This is a genomic window from Pseudoxanthomonas sp. YR558, from assembly GCF_900116385.1.
In the GTDB taxonomy this organism is placed as follows: Bacteria; Pseudomonadota; Gammaproteobacteria; order Xanthomonadales; family Xanthomonadaceae; genus Pseudoxanthomonas_A.
The window spans coordinates 35,522-56,451 of the sequence record NZ_FPCI01000002.1; the positions used below are offsets into that span (position 1 = coordinate 35,522).

Genomic DNA, 20,930 nt, shown 5'->3' on the forward strand with positions numbered 1-20,930 from the left:
TTCAATCCGCCGTCACCAGCACCTTGTCCTTGTCGCGCAACGCGGCGTAGACCGCGTCGGTTTCCGGGCGCACCCCGTGCCAGTGCTCGAAGGCCTCGGCGGCCTGTTCGACCAGCATGCCCAGGCCGTCGACGACGTCGTGGCAACCGGCGGCGCGCGCCCAGGCGAGGAAGGGGATCGCCGCCTCGCCGTAGTTGAGATCCACCGCCAGCGTGCGCGGTGTGGCCAGGCCAAAGGGTAGGGTGAACTCGCCCTGGTCCTGGCGTGCGGCCGAGGTCGCATTGATGATCAGCGAGAAGTCGCCGAGGTTGCGCAGGTCGTCCCAGTAACGCGAGTGCGCGCGGTCCGGTTCGCCCAGCGCATCGGCGAGTGCGTCGGCGCGCTCTGGCGTGCGGTTGACGATGATCAGCTCGCTGACGCCGGCATCGAGCAGAGCCGGTGCGACGCCACGCGCCGCACCACCCGCGCCGATCATCACCGCGCGTCGCGCGCGCAGGTCCAAGCCATGGCGGCCGGTGAGGTCGCGCACCAGGCCGGCGCCATCGGTGTTGTCGCCATGCCACTGGCCGTCGTTGCGTGTGAGTGTGTTGACCGCGCCGGCACGACGCGCGCGATCGGTCACCCGCGCGCAGATCGCGAACGCCGCCTCCTTCAATGGCAGAGTGACGTTGGCGCCCGCGCCGCCGTCACCGGCGAACCGGTCCAGCGTGGCGACGAAGTCGTGCGGCGCGGTGTCGATCGCCGTGTACTCCAGCGCGATGCCGACCTGCCGCGCGAACGCCGCATGGATGCGGGGCGATAACGAATGGGCGACGGGGTGGCCGAACACGGCATAGCGATGGCTGGACATGGCGCAGGACCCCGTCGTGAAGTGATGTCGGAGCAGGGACGTCCCGGGAACACAGCCGGGTCGCCACCGCGGTCGCCCGCAGTCTACCGCGCGTGGAGGCGGCAGACGTACACGTGTTGCGTCTTGGCGAGCCCGACGCAGGCATCGGGCTCGGGCCTGTCAGCCGCCACGCAGCCAGCGCGCCGCATCCAGCGCGAAGTAGGTCAGCACGCCGTCGGCGCCCGCGCGCTTGAACGCGGTCAGGGCCTCCAGCGCGCACGCCTTTTCGTCCAGCCAGCCGTTCGCGGCGGCGGCCTTGATCATCGCGTACTCGCCGCTGACCTGGTACGCGAACGTTGGCACGCCGAACTCGTCCTTCACCCGGCGGATCACGTCCAGGTACGGCAGGCCCGGCTTGACCATCACCATGTCCGCGCCTTCGTCCAGGTCCAGCGCGATCTCGTGCAGTGCTTCGTTCGAGTTGGCCGGGTCCATCTGGTAGGTGAACTTGTTGCCCTTGCCCAGGTTGCCGGCGCTGCCCACCGCGCTGCGGAACGGGCCATAGAACGCGCTGGCGTACTTGGCGGCGTACGACATGATGCGGGTGTTGATGTAGCCGGCCTTCTCCAGCGCTTCGCGGATCGCGCCGATGCGGCCATCCATCATGTCGCTGGGCGAGAGGATGTCCACGCCGGCGGCGGCGTGTGCGAGGGACTGTTTCACCAGCGCCTCGATCGTCTCGTCGTTGAGGATGTAGCCGGTGTCGTCGATCAACCCGTCCTGGCCATGCGTCGTGTACGGGTCCAGTGCCTGGTCGGTCATCACGCCGAGTTCGGGGAAGCGTGCTTTCAGCGCGCGGATCGCGCGCGGGATGATGCCGTCCTCGTCCCACGCGATGCGGCCGTCGGCGGTCTTCGCCGCCGGGTCCGGCACGCCGAACAGGTCCAGGACGGGCACGCCCAGTTCCAGCGCTTCTTCGCCCACGCGCAGCAGTTCATCGATGGACAGCCGCTCGACACCCGGCATCGATGCCACCGGCACCCGGCCCTTCTCCTCGTGCACGAACACGGGATAGATCAGGTCGTTGGTGGTCAGCACGTTCTCGCGCATCAGGCGGCGGGAGAACTCGTCGCGGCGCATGCGGCGCGGGCGGGTGTAGGGGTAGGCCATCACGGGCTCCTGGCAGAGCGGCGCATGATACGCCCGCAGGGCCGGGCGCGGCCTGCGACCGGCGGTCGCAGCGCGGAACGCTGTGTCTGGCGGGGCGTCAGATGACGCCGCCGCCCAACGACAAGCGGACGATGCCGACGATGATGACGATGCCGTTGAGCACCAGCCCGGCCTTGACGCGACCGCGATTCTCGGTCCGCGTGAACAGGATGCCGACCGCCGCGATGATCGCGCCGACGGCGGCGAAGGGAATCAGGAACCAATTGCCCCAGCCGAGCAGCGGAATCAGTGCCAGCACCATCCACAGCATCGCCACGATGCCCCACAGCAGGCTGATCAGTCCCATCGATGCGTCCTTCCGACATGGCCCGCGACGCGGCGCCTCATGTCTGCACTATGCGGATGCTGCCGTGGCGCTTCAAGCACCGACGCCGTGCATGCCCTCGATTTCGACCAGCAGTTCGCGGCGACAGACGTCTGCATGCAGCATCAACCACGGTACGCGTGTGCCCAGCCGCGCTTCCAGTTGTGCGGCGACGGCATCGGCGTCCGCGGCGTCGCGCACGTAGACCTTGAGTCGCGAAGTGCCATCGAGGTGCGGCGACAGCGTCGGTGCGCGCTCACGCGCCGCGCCCAGCAGGCTGTCGAGGTTGGTCAGCGTTTCGTCCAGCTGGGCGCGCAGCGAATCGGCATGCTGCGACGCATGCCCGACGATGCTTGCCGTGCCCGACAGCAGCAGGGGCACCTGCGGTGAAGGCGGCAGCAGCGCGCGCGCGAAACTCGGCGACTGCGGGCCGTATTCGCGCGGATAGCGATAGGCGCTGACCTGACGCGGATTTTCCAGTGGCAGGCCGGGTTCGCGCGCGGCCAGCCAATACACCTGCAGCACGCGACGACCGTCGCGGCTACCGATGGCCGTCGCCGCGGGCAGCGTGCGCGTGTCCACGTCGCCCAGTCCCTGCACACGGCCGACGCAGAACTGTCGGTAGCGCTCGGTGTCGCCTTCGCCCAGGGTGATCGCATCGAAGTAGTTCCAGATGCGCAGCAGGTGCGGATAACCGCTATCGCGCCAGAACGCCACCATGGCCGCATAAGCGTTCGCGCTGGCATGCAGGATGCCGCCCTCGGGCTCTTCCCACTCCATGACGCCGAACATCAGCGCGCCATCGTGGCTGTAGCGGATCGCGCCCTCGCGTCCCGTCGCCACCGGCCCGGCCGAGCGCCACACCTCGTACGGTGCCGCGGCTTCGCGCAGGGGCGACAAGGGCACGTGCAGGTAGCGGGCATCGTCGACGGCCGCCGACGACGGGGCCAGGGTGCCGAAGCCGAACACGGCCAGCGTCTCGGGCATGCCGAGCAGCGCCTGCGGCGTCGGGGCGTGGATGTAGTCGACCGCCAGCCGCTGCGGCGCGGGCGGGAGGTCGGGAGCAGAGCTCATCGTGCGGAAAACAGGCGCATGGTCAGGGTGAAATGATAACCCGCCGCCCCGTGACGCCGCCCGATGACGGGATATGCCAGTATTCAGCCGGTGCGGCGGAAGATCGCCGCAAGGCCATCGGGAGAAGCCGCCATGCCGTTCCGCATCGTCCCCATCGCGTTCGCCGTCCTGCTCCTCGCCGGGTGTGCCGGCAGTTCCAAGGTCATGCTGGGCCAGGCGCGCGCGCCGATCGATCCGGCTCAGGTGCAGATCTACCGCACGCCGCCCGCAGGTGCGCTCGAAATCGCCCAGCTCGAGTCCAAGAGCGCGGTCGGCTTCGGCACCCAAGGCCAGACCGACGCCGCGGTGGCGCGCCTGAAGCGCGAAGCCGCCGCCCTCGGCGCCAACGGTGTCGTCCTGCTGGGCGTGGGCTCCAGCGGCTCGCCGGTGGGCATGTCGGTCGGCGCCGGCAGCTACGGCCGCCACTCGGGCGGCGGCTTGAGCATGGGCATCCCGACCACCCAGAAGCAGGCCGCAGGCGTGGCGATCTACGTGCCGCCTGGCACGCCAGTGGATCCGTCCATCGTGGTGCCGGAACCGGCGCCGAAGCGCTGAGGGGACGACGGTGGCGAAGTTCCCCAGGATCGAGAGCGCCTGCCCATTGCCCGCAGAACAGCAGCGCTGCATCGCGGGTTTCTGCGGTCGGTGCGGCAAGTCGGTCCAGCGCCTGGATGACCTGGATGAGGATCAGCGAGTCGCATGGATGAAGCAGGCGGCCGGTCCCGTCTGCGTGTCCTACCGTCTCCCGCGCCCCGCGCTGGCCGGGCTTGCGGTCGCCGCGTTGCTGGCGGCCGCACCTGCAGTGGCGGGGTCGCCGGATGCCGAGCAAGGGCAAGGCGAAACGGTCGCCACCGTTGCGGATGCGCCCGACGAGGCCAATCCGCTACTGATGCTCGTGATGGTGGGCGGTATCAGCGAACCCGGCACTGCCGATTGGATTGATGACTCGGGCCTGCCGGACCTGCCGCAGCGTCACGTGGAAGGTTCGTTCGAAGCGCGCGCCGAAGGGACGACGCGGCCCGCCGCGCCCGCACCCTCCGAAGACACCGGCGCGTAAGCATCCAGGATGCGCAGTTTGCGGATGCCTTCCAGCAAAGGAGGCATGCCGGCTGGGTCGCCATCGCCCACGTGGAGCGCGATGTGGCCGGCATCGAATTCGCCCAAGCCGGCGTCGTAGCTGGTCCATCGCTGACCATCCCACGCCTGTACCCACATGTGCGGACTGAAGACGTGTGCCTGTCCGGTGAATCGGCTGGAATACGCGATGCCGGAGACCACCCGGGCGGGAATCCCGCGTGCACGCGCGGCGGCTGCCAACAGCACCGCACTTTCGGTGCAATCCCCGGACCGTGCGGCCAGCGCCTCGCTGGCGCTCATGTACTCGCCAAAGGATATGCGCCCGGTCATGTGCTCACGAACTGCGTTCGCGAGTGAGCGCATACGCAGGTGAGTGCTTCGGCCGCGCGAATGGGTTCTCGCGAATGCTCGGACGGAGGCATTCTCGCTGTCCACATACGCGTTGCCTCGGCTGTATCGGTCCAACGCGTCCGCGTCGGGTGGAGATTCTTCCCCGCAATCCCGGCAGATGCGCACCAGCACGGTGTCGCTCGCGGCGGCCACCTGTTGTTCGTACGTGCTGGGCCACGACCACGGCATGCCATCCACGCGCAATCGATACTCGATGACGCCATGCCGCGCGGCGCTCGACAGCTTGTAGGGCGAGTGGACGAGAAGGGGTTGCAGCCAGGCACGCGTACCTTCGCGTGCATCCGACGGTCGGGCTTCCTGCGCGTGGACGATGGCAGGCAGCGTCCAGACCAGCAGTGCAAGCACGATGCGATATCGCAGGTTCCCGCCGACCGCTTTCGACACGTCCTTCAAGGCGTGGGCGCGGTGTCGGCCTCGCCGCCCTCCAGCACGATCCGCTCGCCGCCGTCCACGTTGACGGCTAGTGTTTCGTAGCGCCACTCGCCGGCACGCTTCTCCGCGACCACGTAGAGCGTACCGTCCGCACGCGAACCGTCGAGCGGGATCGCCAGGTCGGCTTCGCCACCCGATCCGCTGGTGCCGATGTTGCCTTGAACGAACCAGCCGGCCTGGATGGGTTCACCGAGCGCGGCGACCACCGCGGGATCGGACTGGGCGCGTTCGATCGCGTGTTGGTAGGGCGTAGAGGATTTGATGGCACCGAAGACCAGTGCCACGATGCCGAGGATGAAGGTGGCGAACAGCGCCAGCAGCAGCGCGGCCACCACCGGCACGCACCATTTCCAGTTGCGGCCCAGCCACGTGGAGGGAGGTGGGGTCGTCGAGTGCATGCGCGGGCTCCGGTCGTTCCCCGTTGAACGCTTACGGCTTCAGGCAGCGGCCAAGGAAATCCTCGGTCAGCCGATAGCGGTGCAGCAGGTCGGTGCCGCGCAGGCCATGCTTGGCGCCGGGGTACGTCATCAGCTCGAACGGCGTACCGCGTTTCTGCAGCTCGCTCATCAGCTTGGTGGAGTTGGTGAACAGCACGTTGTCGTCGGCCATGCCGTGGATCAGCAGCAGCTTGCCGGCGCCGATGCCGTCCACATGGGTGAACACGCTGGCTTCGCGGTAACCGGCTTCGTTCGCCTTCGGCAGGTCCATGTAGCGTTCGGTGTAGTGGGTGTCGTACAGCGCCCAGTCGGTGACCGGCGCGCCCGCCACGCCGCAGGCGTACGCCTCGTCGTGCTTGGCCAGCAGCATCAGCGTCATGTAGCCGCCGTTGGACCAGCCGTACACGCCGATGCGGGCGGGATCGACGAAGGACTGCGACTTCAGCCATTCGACGCCGCGCAGCTGGTCGTCCACTTCCACCGTGCCCTGCTTGCCGTACAGCGCGCCGCCGAAGGCCGCGCCACGGCGCGGCGTGCCGCGGTTGTCGAGCGAGAACACCACGTAACCCTGCTGAGCGAGGTACTGATTGAAGAAGGCATCGCTGCGGCCGGGCCAGGCACGGGTCACGGTCTGCGCGGCGGGACCGCCGTAGACGAAGACCACGACGGGGTACTGCTTCTTCGCATCGAAGCCGGCCGGCTTGACCAGGCTGTAGTGCAGTGGCGTGGTGCCATCGGCCGCCATCAGCGTGCCGTAGGTGGTCGGCTGGTGCGCAGCGCGGTATTTCGCGTAGGGATGCGCGGCATCGGCCACGTCGTTGGCGAGCAGCGTGGCCAGCTTCGTGCCGTCAGCCTTGAAGAGTTCGATCTGTGGCAGCACGGTGTCGCTGGACCAGCTGTCGACGAAGACGCTCGCGTTGCGCGCAAATGCGGCGGCATGCATGCCGGGCGCCTGTGTCAGCCGACGCGGTTCGCCACCGGTCAGTGGCACGGCGTAGACATGCGTTTCGGTGACGCCGTCGCGCGTGCCGCCCACGTAGGCCAAGCCGGCGGCTTCGTCGAGGGCGAGCAGGCCGTCGACGACCCACTCACCCTGCGTCAGCGCGGTCAGCTTCGAGCCATCCTCCGATGCGACATACAGGTGTTCGAATCCGCTGCGCTCCGACGACCACAGGAAGCGCCCGTCCTTCAGGAAGCGCAGGTCGCTGTGCAGGGGGACCCAGGTCTTCGAGGTCTCGGTCACGAGCGTGCGCTGCGCACCGTTCGCCAGCGTGGTTTCGATCAGCTCGAGCTGCTTCTGGTCGCGCGATTGGCGCTGGAACGTCAGGCGTTGCGGGTCGCGCCAGTCCACGCGGGCCAGATAGATATCGGGGTTCTTGCCCAGGTCGATCCAGCGCGGTGTCGCGCCGGTCTTCGGTGCGATCGTGCCCAGCTGCACCAGTACGTTGTGGTCGCCGGCGGCCGGGTAGCGTTGCTCGACCACGTCGGTGCGGTCCGGGTAGACCTCGTAGCGCTTCTGCACCGGCACCGGGGTTTCGTCGATGCGGGCGAAGGCGATGGCCGAATCGTCCGGCGCCCACCAGTAGCCGGTGTGGCGGTCCATTTCCTCGTCAGCGACGAACTCGGCCACGCCGTTGCCGATCGTGTCGCTGCCGTCGCGGGTGAGCTGCACTTCCTTGCCGTCGGCCAGGGCGATGACCCACAGGTTGCGGTCGCGGATGAAGCTGACGAAGCCGCCTTTCGGCGAGATCTTAGGATCGGTGGCGAAGCCGCCGCCGTTCGTGAGCTTGCGTACCGCGGCCTTGCCGGTCTTCGACAGGTCGTAGAGGTACAGCTCGCCACCCAGCGGGAACAGCAGCGCCTTGCCGTCGGGCGACCATTGGTAATCGACGATGCCGGACAGCGCCGCGATGCGCTGGCGCTCGCGGCGCGCCTTCTCTTCGTCGCTCAGCACTTCCTCGCCCGGCAGCACCACCGACGAATCCACCAGCAAGCGCGTCTGCCCGCTGGCGACGTCGTACTCCCACAGGTCCAGCCGGTTGCGGTCGCGGTCCTTGCCGCGCAGGAAGGTCACCCGCGCGCCGTCCGGCGCGACCTGCGGCTTGGTCAACGTGGGGCCCGACAGCGGCGCGCTGCCGGTGATGGCTTCCAGGGTGAGTTTTTCGGCGTGGGCGGGCAGGGCGGTGGCGAAGGTCATCAGGGCGAACAGGGCAAGGCGCATGGGACTTCTCGGGCGGCAGGGCCGGTCAGTCCCGGATTATGCCGCGAACGCTCGGCGCCGGTTCTCAGGCCTTCGGCGCGCCCTGCCCGAACAGGTGCTTGCGCTCTTCGTCGCTGAGCGGCTGGCCGGCGTTCGGATTGACCTGCGACTTCAGCGCATACGCGCGCTGCACGGCAGGACGCGCGGCGATCTCCGCATGCCAGCGCTGCAGGGCGGGATAGGGCGTCAGGTCCAGTGGCGCCTTGTCGTAGGCGTTGATCCACGGATGCGTGGCCATGTCGGCGATGCTGTAATCGGCGCCGGCGATATAGGCATGCTTCGCCAGCTGCGTATCCAGCACGCCGAGCAGGCGTTGCACTTCGCGCGTGTAGCGATCGATGGCATACGGGATCTTCTCCGGCGCGTACACGGTGAAATGGCCGTACTGCCCGGTCATCGGGCCCAGCCCGCCCATCTGCCACATCAGCCACTGGTTCACCGCGACCTTCTGGCGCGTGTCCGTGCCGAAGAAGCGCCCGGCTTTGTTGGCCAGGTACAGCAGGATGGCGCCGGATTCGAACACGCTGATGGGCTCTCCACCGTCGGCGGGCGCGTGATCGATGATCGCCGGCATCTTGTTGTTGGGCGAGAACGCGAGGTACTCCGGCTTGAACTGGTCGCCCTTGCCGATGTTCACCGGGACGATGCGGTAATCCAGCTTCGCGCCGGCCTCCGCCAGTTCTTCCAGCATCAGGGTGATCTTGTGGCCGTTGGGCGTGGGCCAGTAGTACAGATCGATCATGTCGGTTCCTCGCGGGGGAGAGCCGCAGTCTAGCGGCGGCCGCGGACTTGGCAGCGTCAAATTCGGCCGTTACCCTGCGCCATCCTTGGAAAACACTGTTCCCGGCCCATGTCGCAACCTACCAACGCCCGTCTCGGCTTCCTGCCCAACCTGATCTTCGCTTCACGCTGGTTGCAGCTGCCGCTGTATCTGGGGCTGATCATCGCGCAGGGTGTCTACGTGTTCCTGTTTCTCAAGGAGCTCAAGCACCTGGTGATGGACGCGAACAGCCTCACCGAGCAGGGCATCATGCTGCTGGTGCTGGGCCTGATCGACGTGGTGATGATCTCCAACCTGCTGGTCATGGTGATCGTCGGCGGCTACGAGACTTTCGTGTCGCGCCTGCGCCTGGAAGGACACCCGGACCAGCCCGAATGGCTGAGCCACGTGAACGCGTCGGTGCTGAAGGTCAAGCTGGCGATGGCGATCATCGGCATTTCGTCGGTCCACCTGTTGAAGACCTTCATCGGCGCGGGTGAGCTTGGCCTGCCGCTGTGCGGCTCGCCGGATCACCTCGCCTCGCTCGATGCCGTCGCAAACGCGGTGAAGGCGGGGTATGCGATGGCCGCCTCCAAGTGCACGTCGGTCACCACCACGGCGGTGATGTGGCAGACCATCATCCACGGCGCCTTCATCCTGTCCGCGATCGGCATCGCCTATACCGACAGGATCATGAGCAACGGCGCGCCCGCCAAGCACGCCGCGCACTGATCCCGTGGCGGCCGAGGCGCTGATCCGCGACGCGAACGAGGGCGACATCGACGCCATCGTGGCGCTGAACGCGGCGGAAGTCCGCCACACCAGCCCGATGGACGCGGACAGGACGCGCGTGCTGGCGTCGTTGGCTGCCTACCATCGCGTCGCCGACGTCGAAGGCCGCGTCGCGGCCTTCCTGCTGGCGATGCGCGCCGGCGCGGACTACCGCAACGACAACTTTGCCTGGTTCGCCGCGCGCTACCCGGATTTCCTGTACGTGGACCGCATCGTCGTGGACGCGTCGGTCCAGGGCCTGCGGTTGGGCTCGGCGCTGTACGGCGACCTGTTCGCCTTCGCCCGCGCACAGGGCATCCCGCGCATCGTCTGCGAGTTCAACGTGGTGCCGCCGAACGAGCCCTCGCGCCTGTTCCATGCCCGCCACGGTTTCGTCGAAGCGGGCAGTCAATGGCTCGACGGTGGCCGCAAACAGGTCTCGATGCAGGTCGCCGAGCTCGCTTGAGCCGTACGCCGTCTCAGGCCCTGGGCGGCGCAGGCCGTAAAATGGGCGGATGGATGTCTCCCACCTGCTCGACCACCTGAATCCGGCCCAGCGCGAGGCCGTCTCCGCCCCGCCGGGCCATTACCTCGTCCTCGCCGGCGCCGGCTCCGGCAAGACCCGCGTGCTGACGCACCGCATCGCCTGGCTGAACGAAGTTCACGGCGTACCCGCGCACGGCATCCTCGCGGTGACCTTCACCAACAAGGCCGCCGGCGAAATGCGCGCGCGCGCCGACATGCAGCTGCGCACCGGCAGCCGCGGGATGTGGATCGGCACCTTCCACGGCCTGGCGCACCGGCTGCTGCGCCTGCACTGGCAGGAAGCGAAGCTGCCGGAGACCTTCCAGGTGCTGGACAGCGACGACCAGCAGCGGCTGGTCAAGCGCGTGGTACAGGGCATGGAGCTGGACGAGGCCAAGTACCCACCCAAGCAGCTCGCCTGGTGGATCAACGAGCAGAAGGACGAAGGCCGTCGTCCGGAGCACCTCCAGCCCGCGCCCAACGACGACTGGCTGGACGTACGCCGGCAGGTCTATGCGGGCTACCAGGAGCGCTGCGACCGCGCCGGGTTGGTGGACTTCGCGGAACTGCTGCTGCGTGCGCACGAAGTGCTTCGCGACACGCCCGCCTTGCTGGCGCACTACCGCGCACGGTTCCGGCAGATCCTGGTGGACGAATTCCAGGACACCAACGCCATCCAGTACGCGTTCGTGCGGGTGCTTGCGGGCGACACGGGCCAGGTCTTCGTGGTCGGCGACGACGACCAGAGCATCTACGGCTGGCGCGGCGCGAAAGTCGAGAACATGCAGCAGTTCCTGCGCGACTATCCCAGCGCGCAGACGATCCGGCTGGAACAGAACTACAGGTCCAGCGCCAACATCCTGGGCGCGGCGAACGCGGTGATCGCGCACAACCCCGGCCGCATCGGCAAGCAGCTGTGGACCGATACCGGCGATGGCGAACCGATCGATCTGTACGCCGCCTACAACGAGATGGACGAAGCGCGCTTCGTCGTCGAGCGCATCCGGCAATGGGTGCGCGAGGGCGGCAGCCTGGGCGACGCGGCCATCCTGTATCGCAGCAACGCGCAGTCGCGGGCTTTCGAAGAGGCGCTGCTGTCGGAGCAGCTGCCATACCGCGTGTACGGCGGCATGCGCTTCTTCGAACGCGCCGAAATCAAGGACGCGCTGGCCTATCTGCGCCTCGTCGCCAATCGCGCCGATGACGCCGCGTTCGAGCGCGCGGTCAACACGCCGGCACGCGGCATCGGCGAGCGCACGCTGGATGAAGTCCGCCGGCTGGCGCGCGGCGCGCGCGTGTCGCTGTGGGGCGCGGCCATGCTGGCCACGCAGGGCACGGAACTGGCCGGGCGCGCGCGCAACGCGCTGGCTGCGTTCCTGTCGCTGGTCGAGCAACTGGCCGGCGAGACCGCGGACATGGATCTCGCCGAGCGCGTGGACCATGTGCTGGTGCGCTCGGGCCTGCGCGAGCATTGGGCGAAGGAGAGCCGCGGCGGGCTCGATTCCGAATCCCGCACCGAGAACCTGGACGAGCTCGTGTCGGTGGCCTCGCGTTTCGTGCGCCGCATCGACGACGACGAAACGACCGAAGGCATGAGCGAGCTGGTCGCCTTCCTGTCCTACGCGGCGCTGGAGGCCGGCGAAGGCCAGGTGGAGGCGGGCGAAGACGGCGTGCAGCTGATGACGCTGCACTCGGCCAAGGGCCTGGAATTCCCACTGGTGTTCCTGGTCGGGCTGGAAGAGGGCTTGTTTCCCAGCAACCGTTCGCTCGACGAGAGCGGCCGGCTGGAAGAAGAGCGGCGCCTGGCGTACGTCGGCATCACCCGCGCCCGACAGAAGCTCGTACTGACGTTCGCCGAGGCGCGTCGCCTGCACGGCCAGGACATGTACGGCATCCCGTCGCGGTTCCTCCGCGAGATTCCCGCGTCGCTGGTGAGCGAAGTGCGCCCGCGCGTGCAGGTCAGCCGCGCGGCACCGGGATTCGCCAGCCGTGCAGTCGCGGGCCACGCCAGCCTGGAGACGCCGGGCCTCAAGCTGGGCCAGACGGTCACCCATGCCAAGTTCGGCCATGGCGTGGTGACCGACTACGAAGGCAGCGGCGCGCATGCGCGCGTGCAGGTCAACTTCGACAGCGAGGGCAGCAAGTGGTTGGTGCTGGCTTACGCGAACCTGCAGGCGGTCTGATCGACCGATTGATCCAGATCACGGCGGGCTAAGCCCGCCGGGCGTGTAATGGCCGCATCCCATCGTGATGAGGTGCGGCATGTACCGGCATATCCTGATCGCCACCGACGGCTCCGAGCTGGCCGGCAAGGGCGTGGAACATGGCCTGACCCTGGCGGCGCGCCTGCAGGCGCGCGCGACCGTGCTGACCGTCAGCGAGCCCATCAACACCGGGTTCGACGACGCGCTGGGGTGGAGCGCCATCGGCACCTCGCTGCCGGAATTCCAGACGGCCCGTGAAGAAACCGCACGCAAGGTGCTGGCGGGCGCATCCGCCCAGGCGGGCGGCATCGGCGTGGACGCGGCCACGCTGCACGTCGCCGAGCGCTACGCTGCAGAGGCCATCGTGGAGACCGCGGAACGCCAGGGTTGCGACCTGATCGTGATGGCATCGCACGGGCGACGCGCGCTGGGGCGTCTGCTGCTGGGCAGCCAGACCAGTGAAGTGCTGGCCCGCTGCGGCGTGCCGGTGCTGGTGATCCGCTGAGCGCGGACCGTCACCAGCCGTAGAGCTTCCAGTACACCGGCGAGATGTCGCTATTGTCCTTGCTCTTGTCCAGGCGGCCGTCGCCGTCGGAGTCGTACAGGTAATAGGGCGCGCCGCGCGACGGCGTGACCTTGACCATGCGCAGATTGCCGCTCACGCGGTATTCCTCGATGGTGTCGCCGTTCTTCTCGGTGCGCACCGCGACCTGGGCGTTGGCGAGATCGACGCCGGTCGGTGCGTTGGCGCCGCCGGTAGAGGCGCACCCGGCCACGGCCAGCACGCAGGACAGCAGCAGGGCGCGTTTCAGCGAGCGGGTCATGGGGGCATCCTGGCGGGGGCAGTGACCGGATTATGCGCCCAACGCGTGGTGCGCGCGTGACGCCCGTCCGGGAGGCGCGGCGTAGAATGCGGGCATGACACGACTCGTACTGATCGACGGTTCCAGCTACCTGTTCCGCGCTTTCCACGCGCTGCCTCCGCTCACCAACGCACACGGCGAACCGACCGGTGCGCTGTTCGGCGTGGTCAACATGCTGCGCGCGACGCTGAAGGAGAAGCCGGACTATGTGGCCTTCGTGCTGGATGCCAGTGGCCCGACGTTCCGCGACGAGCTCTACGCGGATTACAAGGCGAACCGTCCGCCCATGCCGGAAGACTTGCGCGCGCAGGTCGAACCCATGCGACGCATCGTCCAGGCGCTCGGCTTCCCGCTGCTGTGCATCGACGGGGTCGAGGCCGACGACGTGATCGGCACGCTGGCATTGCAAGGTGCGGCGCAGGGGATGGAGGTGACCATCTCCACCAGCGACAAGGACTTCGCCCAACTGGTGCGTCCGGGCGTAGCGCTGGTCAATACGATGAGCGGCAGCCGTTTGGACTCCACCGAGTCCGTGATGGAAAAGTTCGGCGTGCGACCGGACCAGATCGTCGATTTCCTCGCCCTGATGGGCGATACCGTCGACAACGTGCCCGGCGTGGAGAAATGCGGCCCCAAGACGGCGGCGAAGTGGCTGGGCGAGTACGGCACGCTCGACGCGATCATCGACAAGGCCGGCGACATCAAGGGCAAGATCGGCGAAAACCTGCGCGCCGCCTTGCCGCGCCTGCCGTTGAACCGCACGCTGGTGACCATCAAGACCGATGTGGCGCTGGACGGCGGCCCGGAGACGCTTCCGCTACGCGACCGCCATGTCGAAGCGCTGCGCGAACTCTACGCGCGCTACGGCTTCAACCAGGCGTTGAAGGAACTTGAGGGCGGTGCGCCCGATGCGACGTCCGTCGCGGAGAAGGAGCCAGGACGAGCCCGCGGCACGGGGCGCGTCGCGCCGGCGTCGAGCGACGAAGGTCCGGTGGATCCCTCGCTGGGCGTGGCGGGCGAGTACGCGGCCGTGACCGAATCCGCACAGCTCGACGCGCTGGTCGCGGAGCTGCGCGCGGCCGACGAATTCGCGTTCGACACCGAGACCGACAGCCTCGATCCGATGCAAGCCCGTTTGGTCGGCCTGAGTTTCGCCACCGAGACCGGCAAGGCCGTGTACGTGCCGGTCGGACACGACTATCCCGGCGCGCCGCCACAGCTCGATCGCACCCGTGTGCTGGACGCGCTCGCGCCGGTGCTGTGCGATCCGGCGAAGCGCAAGCTGGGCCAGCATGGCAAATACGACCTGCATGTGCTGCGCCGGCATGGCGTGGACGTGCAGGGCTATGCCGACGACACGATGCTGGAGAGTTTCGTGCTGAACTCCGGCAGCAACCGCCACGACATGGACAGTCTGGCCAAGCGCTTCCTCGGCTACGACACGATCAAGTACGAGGAGGTGGCTGGAAAAGGCGCCAAGCAGATCCCGTTCTCGCAGGTGGCGGTCGACGACGCCACCCGCTACGCCGCCGAGGATGCCGACATCACCCTGCGCCTGCATCGGGCGATCGCGCCCAGGCTGGCGGAGGAGCCGGGACTGGAAAGCGTGTACCGCGATATCGAGATGCCGCTGGTGCCGGTGCTGGCGCGCATCGAGGCCAACGGCGTGAGGATCGATGGCGACGAGCTTCGCCGCCAGAGCGCCGATCTGTCCAAACGCATGCTGGCCGCGCAGCAGAAAGCGACCGAGCTCGCGGGGCGCACCTTCAACCTCGATTCGCCGAAGCAGTTGCAGGCGCTGCTGTTCGACGAGCTCAAGCTGCCGGTGCTGGTGAAGACGCCCACCGGCCAGCCCAGCACGAACGAAGAAGCGCTCGAGGCCATCGCCGACCAGCACGAGCTGCCGCGCGTGATACTGGAGTACCGCGGCCTGGCCAAGCTGCGCAGCACCTATACCGACAAGCTGCCGGAGATGGTCAATCCCGATACCGGTCGCGTTCACACCAGCTACCACCAGGCCGGCGCCGCGACCGGACGGCTGTCGTCCACCGATCCGAACCTGCAGAACATCCCGATCCGCACCGAAGACGGGCGCCGCATCCGCAAGGCCTTCGTCGCACCCGCGGGCCGCAAGCTGGTGGCATGCGACTACTCGCAGATCGAGCTACGCATCATGGCCCACCTGTCGCAGGACCCGGGGCTGGTGCGCGCGTTCGAATCCGGCGCCGACATCCACAAGGCGACGGCGGCGGAAGTGTTCGGCCGCAAGCTGGAAGACGTGACCGGCAACGAGCGCCGTGCCGCGAAGGCGATCAACTTCGGCCTGATGTACGGCATGAGCGCGTTCGGCCTGGCGCGGCAGCTGGGCATCGGTCGCGGTGAGGCACAGGATTACATCGCGCTCTACTTCAGCCGCTACCCGGGCGTGCGCGACTACATGGAGCGCACGCGCCAGCAGGCGCGCGAGCATGGGTTCGTCGAAACCGTGTTCGGCCGGCGGCTGTACCTCGAGTACATCAACAAGGGCACGCAGGGCCAGCGTGCGGGTGCTGAGCGCGCCGCGATCAACGCGCCCATGCAGGGTACCGCCGCGGACATCATCAAGCGCGCGATGATCGGCGTGGACGCGTGGCTGGCCGGCCACCGCGAGCGCGCCCTGATGATCCTGCAGGTGCACGACGAACTGGTGTTCGAGGCCGACGCGGACTTCGTTCCGACGTTGCTGGAGGAAGCGACCACCCGAATGGCGGCGGCCGCGCAATTGAGCGTTCCGCTGGTGGTGGATAGCGGGGTCGGCGACAACTGGGAAGAGGCCCATTAGCCGCGACTGAAAACGTTTTCCCTTCCGGAACATGGGCTTGCGAAACGTTCAGGGAAACCCTGTCAGGTATATTTGTATACCGATCAGTTCAATAAACTGAATTCCTCCTGAATCTTACGGTTTTTTAACCGGAATCTTCACGAACCATCCATGTGCGGAGTGGTCATATAGCTCGCGACAGATGCAACGTCTGTCGCTGATCTCTCCCATCCCCTGGAGCGATCTCCCCCGGAGCGACGACCCCTCCCCAGGTCCCGCTCCCCTGGCCCCGCCGATCTCCCCCTGGTCTGCGGGGCTTTTTATTGCCTGTCGTTTGCCCCGACCTGCGCTACCGTGCGCGCACTCCCTCCTGCCGGGTGACGCATGAGCGCTCCGTTCGACCAGATGTTCCAGCTGGCCATGCCCTGGTGGGCCTTCGTGCTCCGCGCGTGCGTGGTGTACTTCATCCTGCTGGGGATGATCCGTCTGTCGGGCAAGCGCACGATGGGCCAGTTCACCCCGTTCGACATGCTGCTGGTCGTGCTGCTCGGCAACGCCGTACAGAACGCGCTGCTCGGCGAAGACACCTCCGTGGGCGGCGGCCTGCTGCTGGCGGCCACGCTCATCACCCTGAACTGGTTCGTCGGTCTCGTATCCGCTCGATCGCCGCGGGTGGAGCGTTGGGTGGAAGGCGCGCCCGTGCTGCTGGCGCGCGACGGCCAGGTCTATCGCGACGTGCTGCGCCGCGAACTGATCAGCCGTGAGGACTTCGAGAAGGCGATGCGCGAAGCCGGCTGCCTGGACATGGCCGATATTCGGCTCGCCGTGCTGGAGAACAACGGACACATCACGCTGGTGGCGCGACAGGATCCGAAGACCGAGGTGGGAACGACCTGAGCCGCCGTCGCGGATTCAGACCGCGTCGGTCAGCCAATCGCGCGGTCGCAGATAGTCGGCCAGACGCTGTTCGTCGCTGCCATCCTCCGGTGCGTAGCCGTATTCCCAGCGGACCAAGGGCGGCAGGCTCATGAGGATGGATTCGGCGCGCCCGCCACTCTGCAGGCCGAACAGCGTGCCGCGGTCGTAGACCAGGTTGAACTCCACGTAGCGGCCGCGCCGGTACAGCTGGAACTGTCGTTCGCGTTCGCCGTAGGGCGCATCCTTTCGGCGCGCGACGATGGGCAGGTACGCATCGAGGAAACCGTCGCCGACGGCGCGCAGGTAACCGAAATCGCGTTCGAAGTCCTCGCCCAGGTCGTCGAAGAACAGGCCACCCACGCCGCGCGTCTCGTTGCGATGCTTGAGGAAGAAGTACTCGTCGCACCAGCGCTTGTGGGCGTCGTAGCGCGATTGGCCGCCGTACGGTCCGCACAGGTCGCGCGCGGTGCGATGCCAGTGCTGCACGTCTTCGTCGACCGGATAGAACGGGGTCAGGTCGAAGCCGCCGCCGAACCACCACGCCACCGTTTCGCCATCGCGCTCGGCGCGGAAGTGGCGCACGTTCGCATGGGTTGTGGGCAGGTGCGGGTTGCGCGGGTGGAACACGAGCGATACGCCGACCGCGCGCCAGGATGCACCGGCGAGCTCGGGGCGATGCGCGGACGCGGACGGCGGCAGGCGATCGCCGGAGACATCGGAGAAGCCGATGCCGGCCTGCTCGAACACCGCGCCGTCGCGCAGGATGCGGGTGCGTCCACCGCCACGGATCGGCGATGCGTCGTCGGGTGCGCGGCTCCAGGCGTCTTCGTGGAAGCGCGCCCTCCCATCGGCCGCTTCGATGGCGGCGCAGATGCGGTCCTGCAGGTCGGTGAGGTAATCGCGGACGGGCGTGATGTCGTTCATGCCGCGCATTCTACCGGGGCGGCTGCGTCCATCCGAACTCTACGCGCACGGCCGGACGGCACAGCTGCCACACGATCAGCGCGTGCAGCACGCCGAATACGAGAGCGGTCACCCAGGCCATCGTCAACGACATCGCGCGCAACGACGCCAGTTCCGCCAGCAATGGCGCGGCGTCGGGCATCTGGGGCAGCCGGTCGAGCCAGGAGAACACGAGGTCGATCACGGCGATGCCGGCGAAGTTGGCCAGCGCGCCCAGCACCATGAAGAGCACGAATCCCCACCACGCCCAAGCGCGCCGCCGAAGCAGGCCCACCGACACCGCCAGGAAGGCCACGCTCATTAAAAGGAAGACGACCGCAAGGGCGGTGATGTGGGACAACACCCACAGGGCGGATGCCGGTACCGGCTGCGTCGCGACGAAGTCGAGGAAGCGCGCGACCTCTTCGCCCCGCAGGATCACCAGTGCCGCCAGCACCTGCAGTGCCGCGTACAAGGTGGCGCCGGCGCCCACGACGATCGACACCTTCGCCATCACGGTGACGAAGGCGGAGCCGCTCGCGGTGGGCGATGCAGGACGCATGGCTTACTTCAGGTTCTGCTCGAACAGTTTCAGCACGCGCTTGTACTCGTCCAGCCAGGAGTCCGACCGCGTGAAGCCGTGCCGTTCCAGCGGATACGCCGCCAGCTCCCAATCGTCCTTGCGCAGTTCGATCAGCTTCTGCGACAGCACCACCGAATCCTTGAAGAACACGTTGTCGTCGATCATGCCGTGCGCGATCAGCAGGTGGTCCTGCAGGCCGTCGGCGTACTCGATCGGCGAAGAGGTGCGGTAGGCCTGAGGATCCAGTTCCGGCGTATTGAGGATGTTGCTGGTGTATTCGTGGTTGTACTGCGTCCAGTCCACCACCGGGCGCAGCGCGGCGCCGGCCTTGAACACCCCGGGCGCGCGGAACAGCGCCATGAAGGTCATGAAGCCGCCGTAGCTGCCGCCGTAGATGCCGGCGCGGTCGCGATCGCCCTGCTTCTGCGCGACCAGCCACTCCAGGCCGTCGAGGTAGTCCTCGAGTTCCGGGTGGCCCATGTTGCGGTAGATGGCGGTGCGCCAGTCGCGGCCGTAGCCTTCGCTGGCGCGGTAATCGAGGTCTAGCACGATGTAGCCGCGGTCCACCAGCAACTGGTGGAACATCTGCTCGCGGAAGTAGTTGGGATAGCGCGCGGTGACGTTCTGCAGATAGCCGGCGCCATGCACGAACATGACGATGGGATAGCGCTTGCCGGCTTCCATCGTCTTCGGGCCGTAGTACTTGCCCCACACCACGCCTGCGCCGTGGCGCGAGCGTACTTGCACGTATTCCGGCTGGATCCACTCGCGCGCCTTGAAGCCCGCGGTGCGGGTATCGGTGAGTGTGTGCACGTCGCCACCGTCCACGCCCGTCACCGACAGCTGGGCCGGCGTATAACTGCGCGAATGGCGGACCAGCAGCTGGCGACCATCCGGCGACAGGCTGAAATCCTCCACGCCGTCGAGCGCGGTGACTTCCTTCACCTGGTTGCTGGCCAGGTCGAGCTTGCAGACCTCGTAGTCGCCTGGCCAGCTGCGATTGCACAGGAACAGGAAGCCGTTGCCGTCGGCGGTGACTTCCGGAGCGGAGACTTCCCACTTGCCCGACGTGCGCGCGCGGGGCTTTTCATTGCCGGTCGCGGTGTACAGGTGCGAGTAGCCGGATTCTTCCGACAGCAGCCACAGCGTGCGGTTGTCCGGCAGCCAACCGAACTGGTTGAAGCCCCAGTTGATCCATGCCTCGTCGGTCAGCCGGTGGCGCGGCTGCAGGCGCGCGCCGGGCAGGTCGACGGTGGCGATCCAGCGGTCCTTGTTGTCGACGGCATGCACCTGCACGGCGACCTGGCTGCCATCCGGGGTCCAGGCGATGGCACCGCCGTCGCTGTCGTTCTCCACGCGCACATCGCGCGATCCCTTCAACGGTTCCTTGCCTGCCTGCTTGCGCAGCGCAGCGAGCGGATCGCGGTCGATCCCGGGCAGGCTGTCGAACGTCACTTCCTTGACGCTGCCGTCGGCGAGGTCGACGCGCCACAGCGTGTGCGGCACGGGGGCATTGCGGCCGACGCGGGTGCGGACTTCCTGAAATTCCTCGTAGCCCGATTCGGTCACGTACTTCGGCATCTTGCCGGCCTGTCCGGCATCGGCGCCCTTCTTGTGCGTCACCACCAGCAGCCAGCGGCCGTCCGGCGAAAGCGAGCTGTCGTCGATGTCGACCTCGGTGCCGAGGTAGATCGGTGCGGGCGCGCGGCTCGCATCGGCCTTTCGCCAGCTTTCGGCCTGCTTCTGCGCGGCTTCGCGTTGCGCGCGATCGTCGGCCAGCGTGCGGATCGTGCGCAGTTGCTGCTCGCGCAGTGCGTCCGGCTTGGGAGCGGCCAGCGGATCGCGCTCGGCCTTGAGTTCGGCGACCGTCGCCGTGCCCGCGTCGGCGGTCCAGCGATACCAGGCGTTGCCGGCGCGCCAGATCACGGCGCCGTCGCGGGCGAAGCGCGCCTGCTGCTCGGCCTCGTTGGTGCGGGTCAGCTGGGTGAGCGCCCCGCTGCGCAGGTCGCGCACGAACAGGTCGCCGTTGCGCGTGAGCAGCATGCGCTGGCGGGTGGCGTCGTAGACCGGGTTGATGGCGTCGAGACGCGCGCGCTGGTCGTCGGCGACACGGTGCGCGGCGGCGCCGTCGAGGGATTGCTCGAAGGTGTCTCGCACCACGCTGCCATCGCGCTTGAGTTCGTACTGCACCTGCTTGCCGTCCCATGCCCACCAGGCGCGCTCGACCGGCGGGCCGATCCAGTCCGGTTCGGCCATCACTTGTTCCAGCGTGAGCGGTGCGGGCGTCTGGGCGTGTGCGGCCGGCGCAAGGGCGAGCGGCAGCAGCAGGGCGAACAGGGCAGGGCGCATCGGGCTTCCGTTAGTGCGAGGTGAAGGGGCGAAGAGTACCAGTCCGTCCGCGTGCCTCCCGCCGCCGATCGTCATGCCCGGCGTGATCGCGATGCGGGTTTCACGTATGCGGTATTTCCCGC

20 protein-coding genes are annotated in these 20,930 nt (G+C 67.8%); 8 read left to right on the forward strand and 12 right to left on the reverse strand.

Annotation, left to right across the window (positions count from 1 at the left end):
• Window position 1: 1 nt before the first annotated feature.
• The 4 genes from aroE to BM365_RS11750 all read right to left on the reverse strand — a co-directional run bounded on the left by aroE (window position 2) and on the right by BM365_RS11750 (window position 3,350).
• Window positions 2-850: a shikimate dehydrogenase gene (gene aroE / locus BM365_RS11735; RefSeq protein ID WP_093489764.1), complete on the reverse strand. Its 849-nt coding sequence runs from the start codon at window positions 848-850 to the stop codon at window positions 2-4.
• Window positions 851-1,009: 159 nt separating this feature from the next.
• Window positions 1,010-1,999 carry a porphobilinogen synthase gene (gene hemB / locus BM365_RS11740; protein ID WP_093489765.1) on the reverse strand — a complete coding sequence of 330 codons (990 nt, stop codon included), beginning with the start codon at window positions 1,997-1,999 and terminating at the stop codon, window positions 1,010-1,012.
• A gap of 97 nt (window positions 2,000-2,096) precedes the next feature.
• Window positions 2,097-2,345 (reverse strand): hypothetical protein, encoded by a 249-nt coding sequence (locus BM365_RS11745; RefSeq protein ID WP_093489766.1) that lies wholly within the window; start codon window positions 2,343-2,345, stop codon window positions 2,097-2,099.
• A gap of 72 nt (window positions 2,346-2,417) precedes the next feature.
• Window positions 2,418-3,350: a chorismate transformation FkbO/Hyg5 family protein gene (locus tag BM365_RS11750; RefSeq protein WP_233210868.1), complete on the reverse strand. Its 933-nt coding sequence runs from the start codon at window positions 3,348-3,350 to the stop codon at window positions 2,418-2,420.
• A gap of 219 nt (window positions 3,351-3,569) precedes the next feature.
• On the opposite strand from BM365_RS11750, the gene BM365_RS11755 reads away from it, so the two are divergent.
• Window positions 3,570-4,031, forward strand: coding sequence for a hypothetical protein (locus tag BM365_RS11755; protein ID WP_093489768.1), 462 nt, complete (start codon window positions 3,570-3,572; stop codon window positions 4,029-4,031).
• A gap of 10 nt (window positions 4,032-4,041) precedes the next feature.
• The gene (locus BM365_RS11760) at window positions 4,042-4,533 is read left to right on the forward strand and encodes a hypothetical protein (RefSeq protein ID WP_139227419.1); all 492 of its coding nucleotides are present in this window, start codon (window positions 4,042-4,044) and stop codon (window positions 4,531-4,533) included.
• Here BM365_RS11760 and BM365_RS11765 read toward each other — a convergent pair.
• From BM365_RS11765 to BM365_RS11780, 4 genes are all read right to left on the reverse strand, one after another.
• Window positions 4,449-5,309 (reverse strand): transglutaminase-like domain-containing protein, encoded by an 861-nt coding sequence (locus tag BM365_RS11765; protein ID WP_199186233.1) that lies wholly within the window; start codon window positions 5,307-5,309, stop codon window positions 4,449-4,451. The genes BM365_RS11760 and BM365_RS11765 overlap by 85 nt on opposite strands.
• 44 nt (window positions 5,310-5,353) lie before the next feature.
• The gene (locus tag BM365_RS11770; protein ID WP_093489770.1) at window positions 5,354-5,794 is read right to left on the reverse strand and encodes a cytochrome c oxidase assembly factor Coa1 family protein; all 441 of its coding nucleotides are present in this window, start codon (window positions 5,792-5,794) and stop codon (window positions 5,354-5,356) included.
• Window positions 5,795-5,825: 31 nt separating this feature from the next.
• Window positions 5,826-8,054, reverse strand: coding sequence for a S9 family peptidase (locus BM365_RS11775; protein WP_093489771.1), 2,229 nt, complete (start codon window positions 8,052-8,054; stop codon window positions 5,826-5,828).
• A gap of 64 nt (window positions 8,055-8,118) precedes the next feature.
• Window positions 8,119-8,835 (reverse strand): glutathione binding-like protein, encoded by a 717-nt coding sequence (locus tag BM365_RS11780; protein ID WP_093489772.1) that lies wholly within the window; start codon window positions 8,833-8,835, stop codon window positions 8,119-8,121.
• Between the two features lie 108 nt (window positions 8,836-8,943).
• Between BM365_RS11780 and BM365_RS11785 the strand changes: the two genes are divergently transcribed.
• From BM365_RS11785 to BM365_RS11800, 4 genes are all read left to right on the forward strand, one after another.
• Complete coding sequence (locus BM365_RS11785) at window positions 8,944-9,585, forward strand: TIGR00645 family protein (RefSeq protein WP_093489773.1); 642 nt, start codon at window positions 8,944-8,946, stop codon at window positions 9,583-9,585.
• A gap of 4 nt (window positions 9,586-9,589) precedes the next feature.
• Entirely contained in the window at window positions 9,590-10,090 is a 501-nt protein-coding gene (locus BM365_RS11790) for a GNAT family N-acetyltransferase (RefSeq protein WP_233210795.1), read from the forward strand.
• A 49-nt stretch (window positions 10,091-10,139) separates the two neighbouring features.
• On the forward strand, window positions 10,140-12,332 hold the full coding sequence (gene uvrD, locus BM365_RS11795; RefSeq protein ID WP_093489774.1) for a DNA helicase II: 2,193 nt from the start codon (window positions 10,140-10,142) through the stop codon (window positions 12,330-12,332).
• A 79-nt stretch (window positions 12,333-12,411) separates the two neighbouring features.
• Window positions 12,412-12,858, forward strand: a complete 447-nt coding sequence (locus BM365_RS11800; RefSeq protein WP_093489775.1) for a universal stress protein — start codon at window positions 12,412-12,414, stop codon at window positions 12,856-12,858.
• Window positions 12,859-12,868: 10 nt separating this feature from the next.
• Here BM365_RS11800 and BM365_RS11805 read toward each other — a convergent pair whose 3' ends face one another.
• Complete coding sequence (locus BM365_RS11805) at window positions 12,869-13,177, reverse strand: DUF2782 domain-containing protein (protein ID WP_093489776.1); 309 nt, start codon at window positions 13,175-13,177, stop codon at window positions 12,869-12,871.
• Between the two features lie 94 nt (window positions 13,178-13,271).
• Between BM365_RS11805 and polA the strand changes: the two genes are divergently transcribed.
• Both polA and BM365_RS11815 read left to right on the forward strand, forming a co-directional pair.
• Window positions 13,272-16,037 carry a DNA polymerase I gene (gene polA / locus BM365_RS11810; RefSeq protein WP_093489777.1) on the forward strand — a complete coding sequence of 922 codons (2,766 nt, stop codon included), beginning with the start codon at window positions 13,272-13,274 and terminating at the stop codon, window positions 16,035-16,037.
• Between the two features lie 363 nt (window positions 16,038-16,400).
• Window positions 16,401-16,913: a DUF421 domain-containing protein gene (locus tag BM365_RS11815; protein ID WP_233210796.1), complete on the forward strand. Its 513-nt coding sequence runs from the start codon at window positions 16,401-16,403 to the stop codon at window positions 16,911-16,913.
• 15 nt (window positions 16,914-16,928) lie between these two features.
• On the opposite strand, the gene hemF is transcribed toward BM365_RS11815, so the two are convergent.
• The 3 genes from hemF to BM365_RS11830 are packed head-to-tail and all read right to left on the reverse strand — an operon-like array spanning window position 16,929 to window position 20,784.
• Window positions 16,929-17,858 carry an oxygen-dependent coproporphyrinogen oxidase gene (hemF, locus tag BM365_RS11820; protein WP_093490751.1) on the reverse strand — a complete coding sequence of 310 codons (930 nt, stop codon included), beginning with the start codon at window positions 17,856-17,858 and terminating at the stop codon, window positions 16,929-16,931.
• A 10-nt stretch (window positions 17,859-17,868) separates the two neighbouring features.
• Window positions 17,869-18,438, reverse strand: coding sequence for a hypothetical protein (locus BM365_RS11825; protein WP_093489778.1), 570 nt, complete (start codon window positions 18,436-18,438; stop codon window positions 17,869-17,871).
• Between the two features lie 3 nt (window positions 18,439-18,441).
• Window positions 18,442-20,784 carry a S9 family peptidase gene (locus tag BM365_RS11830; RefSeq protein ID WP_175502107.1) on the reverse strand — a complete coding sequence of 781 codons (2,343 nt, stop codon included), beginning with the start codon at window positions 20,782-20,784 and terminating at the stop codon, window positions 18,442-18,444.
• Window positions 20,785-20,930: the final 146 nt, after the last annotated feature.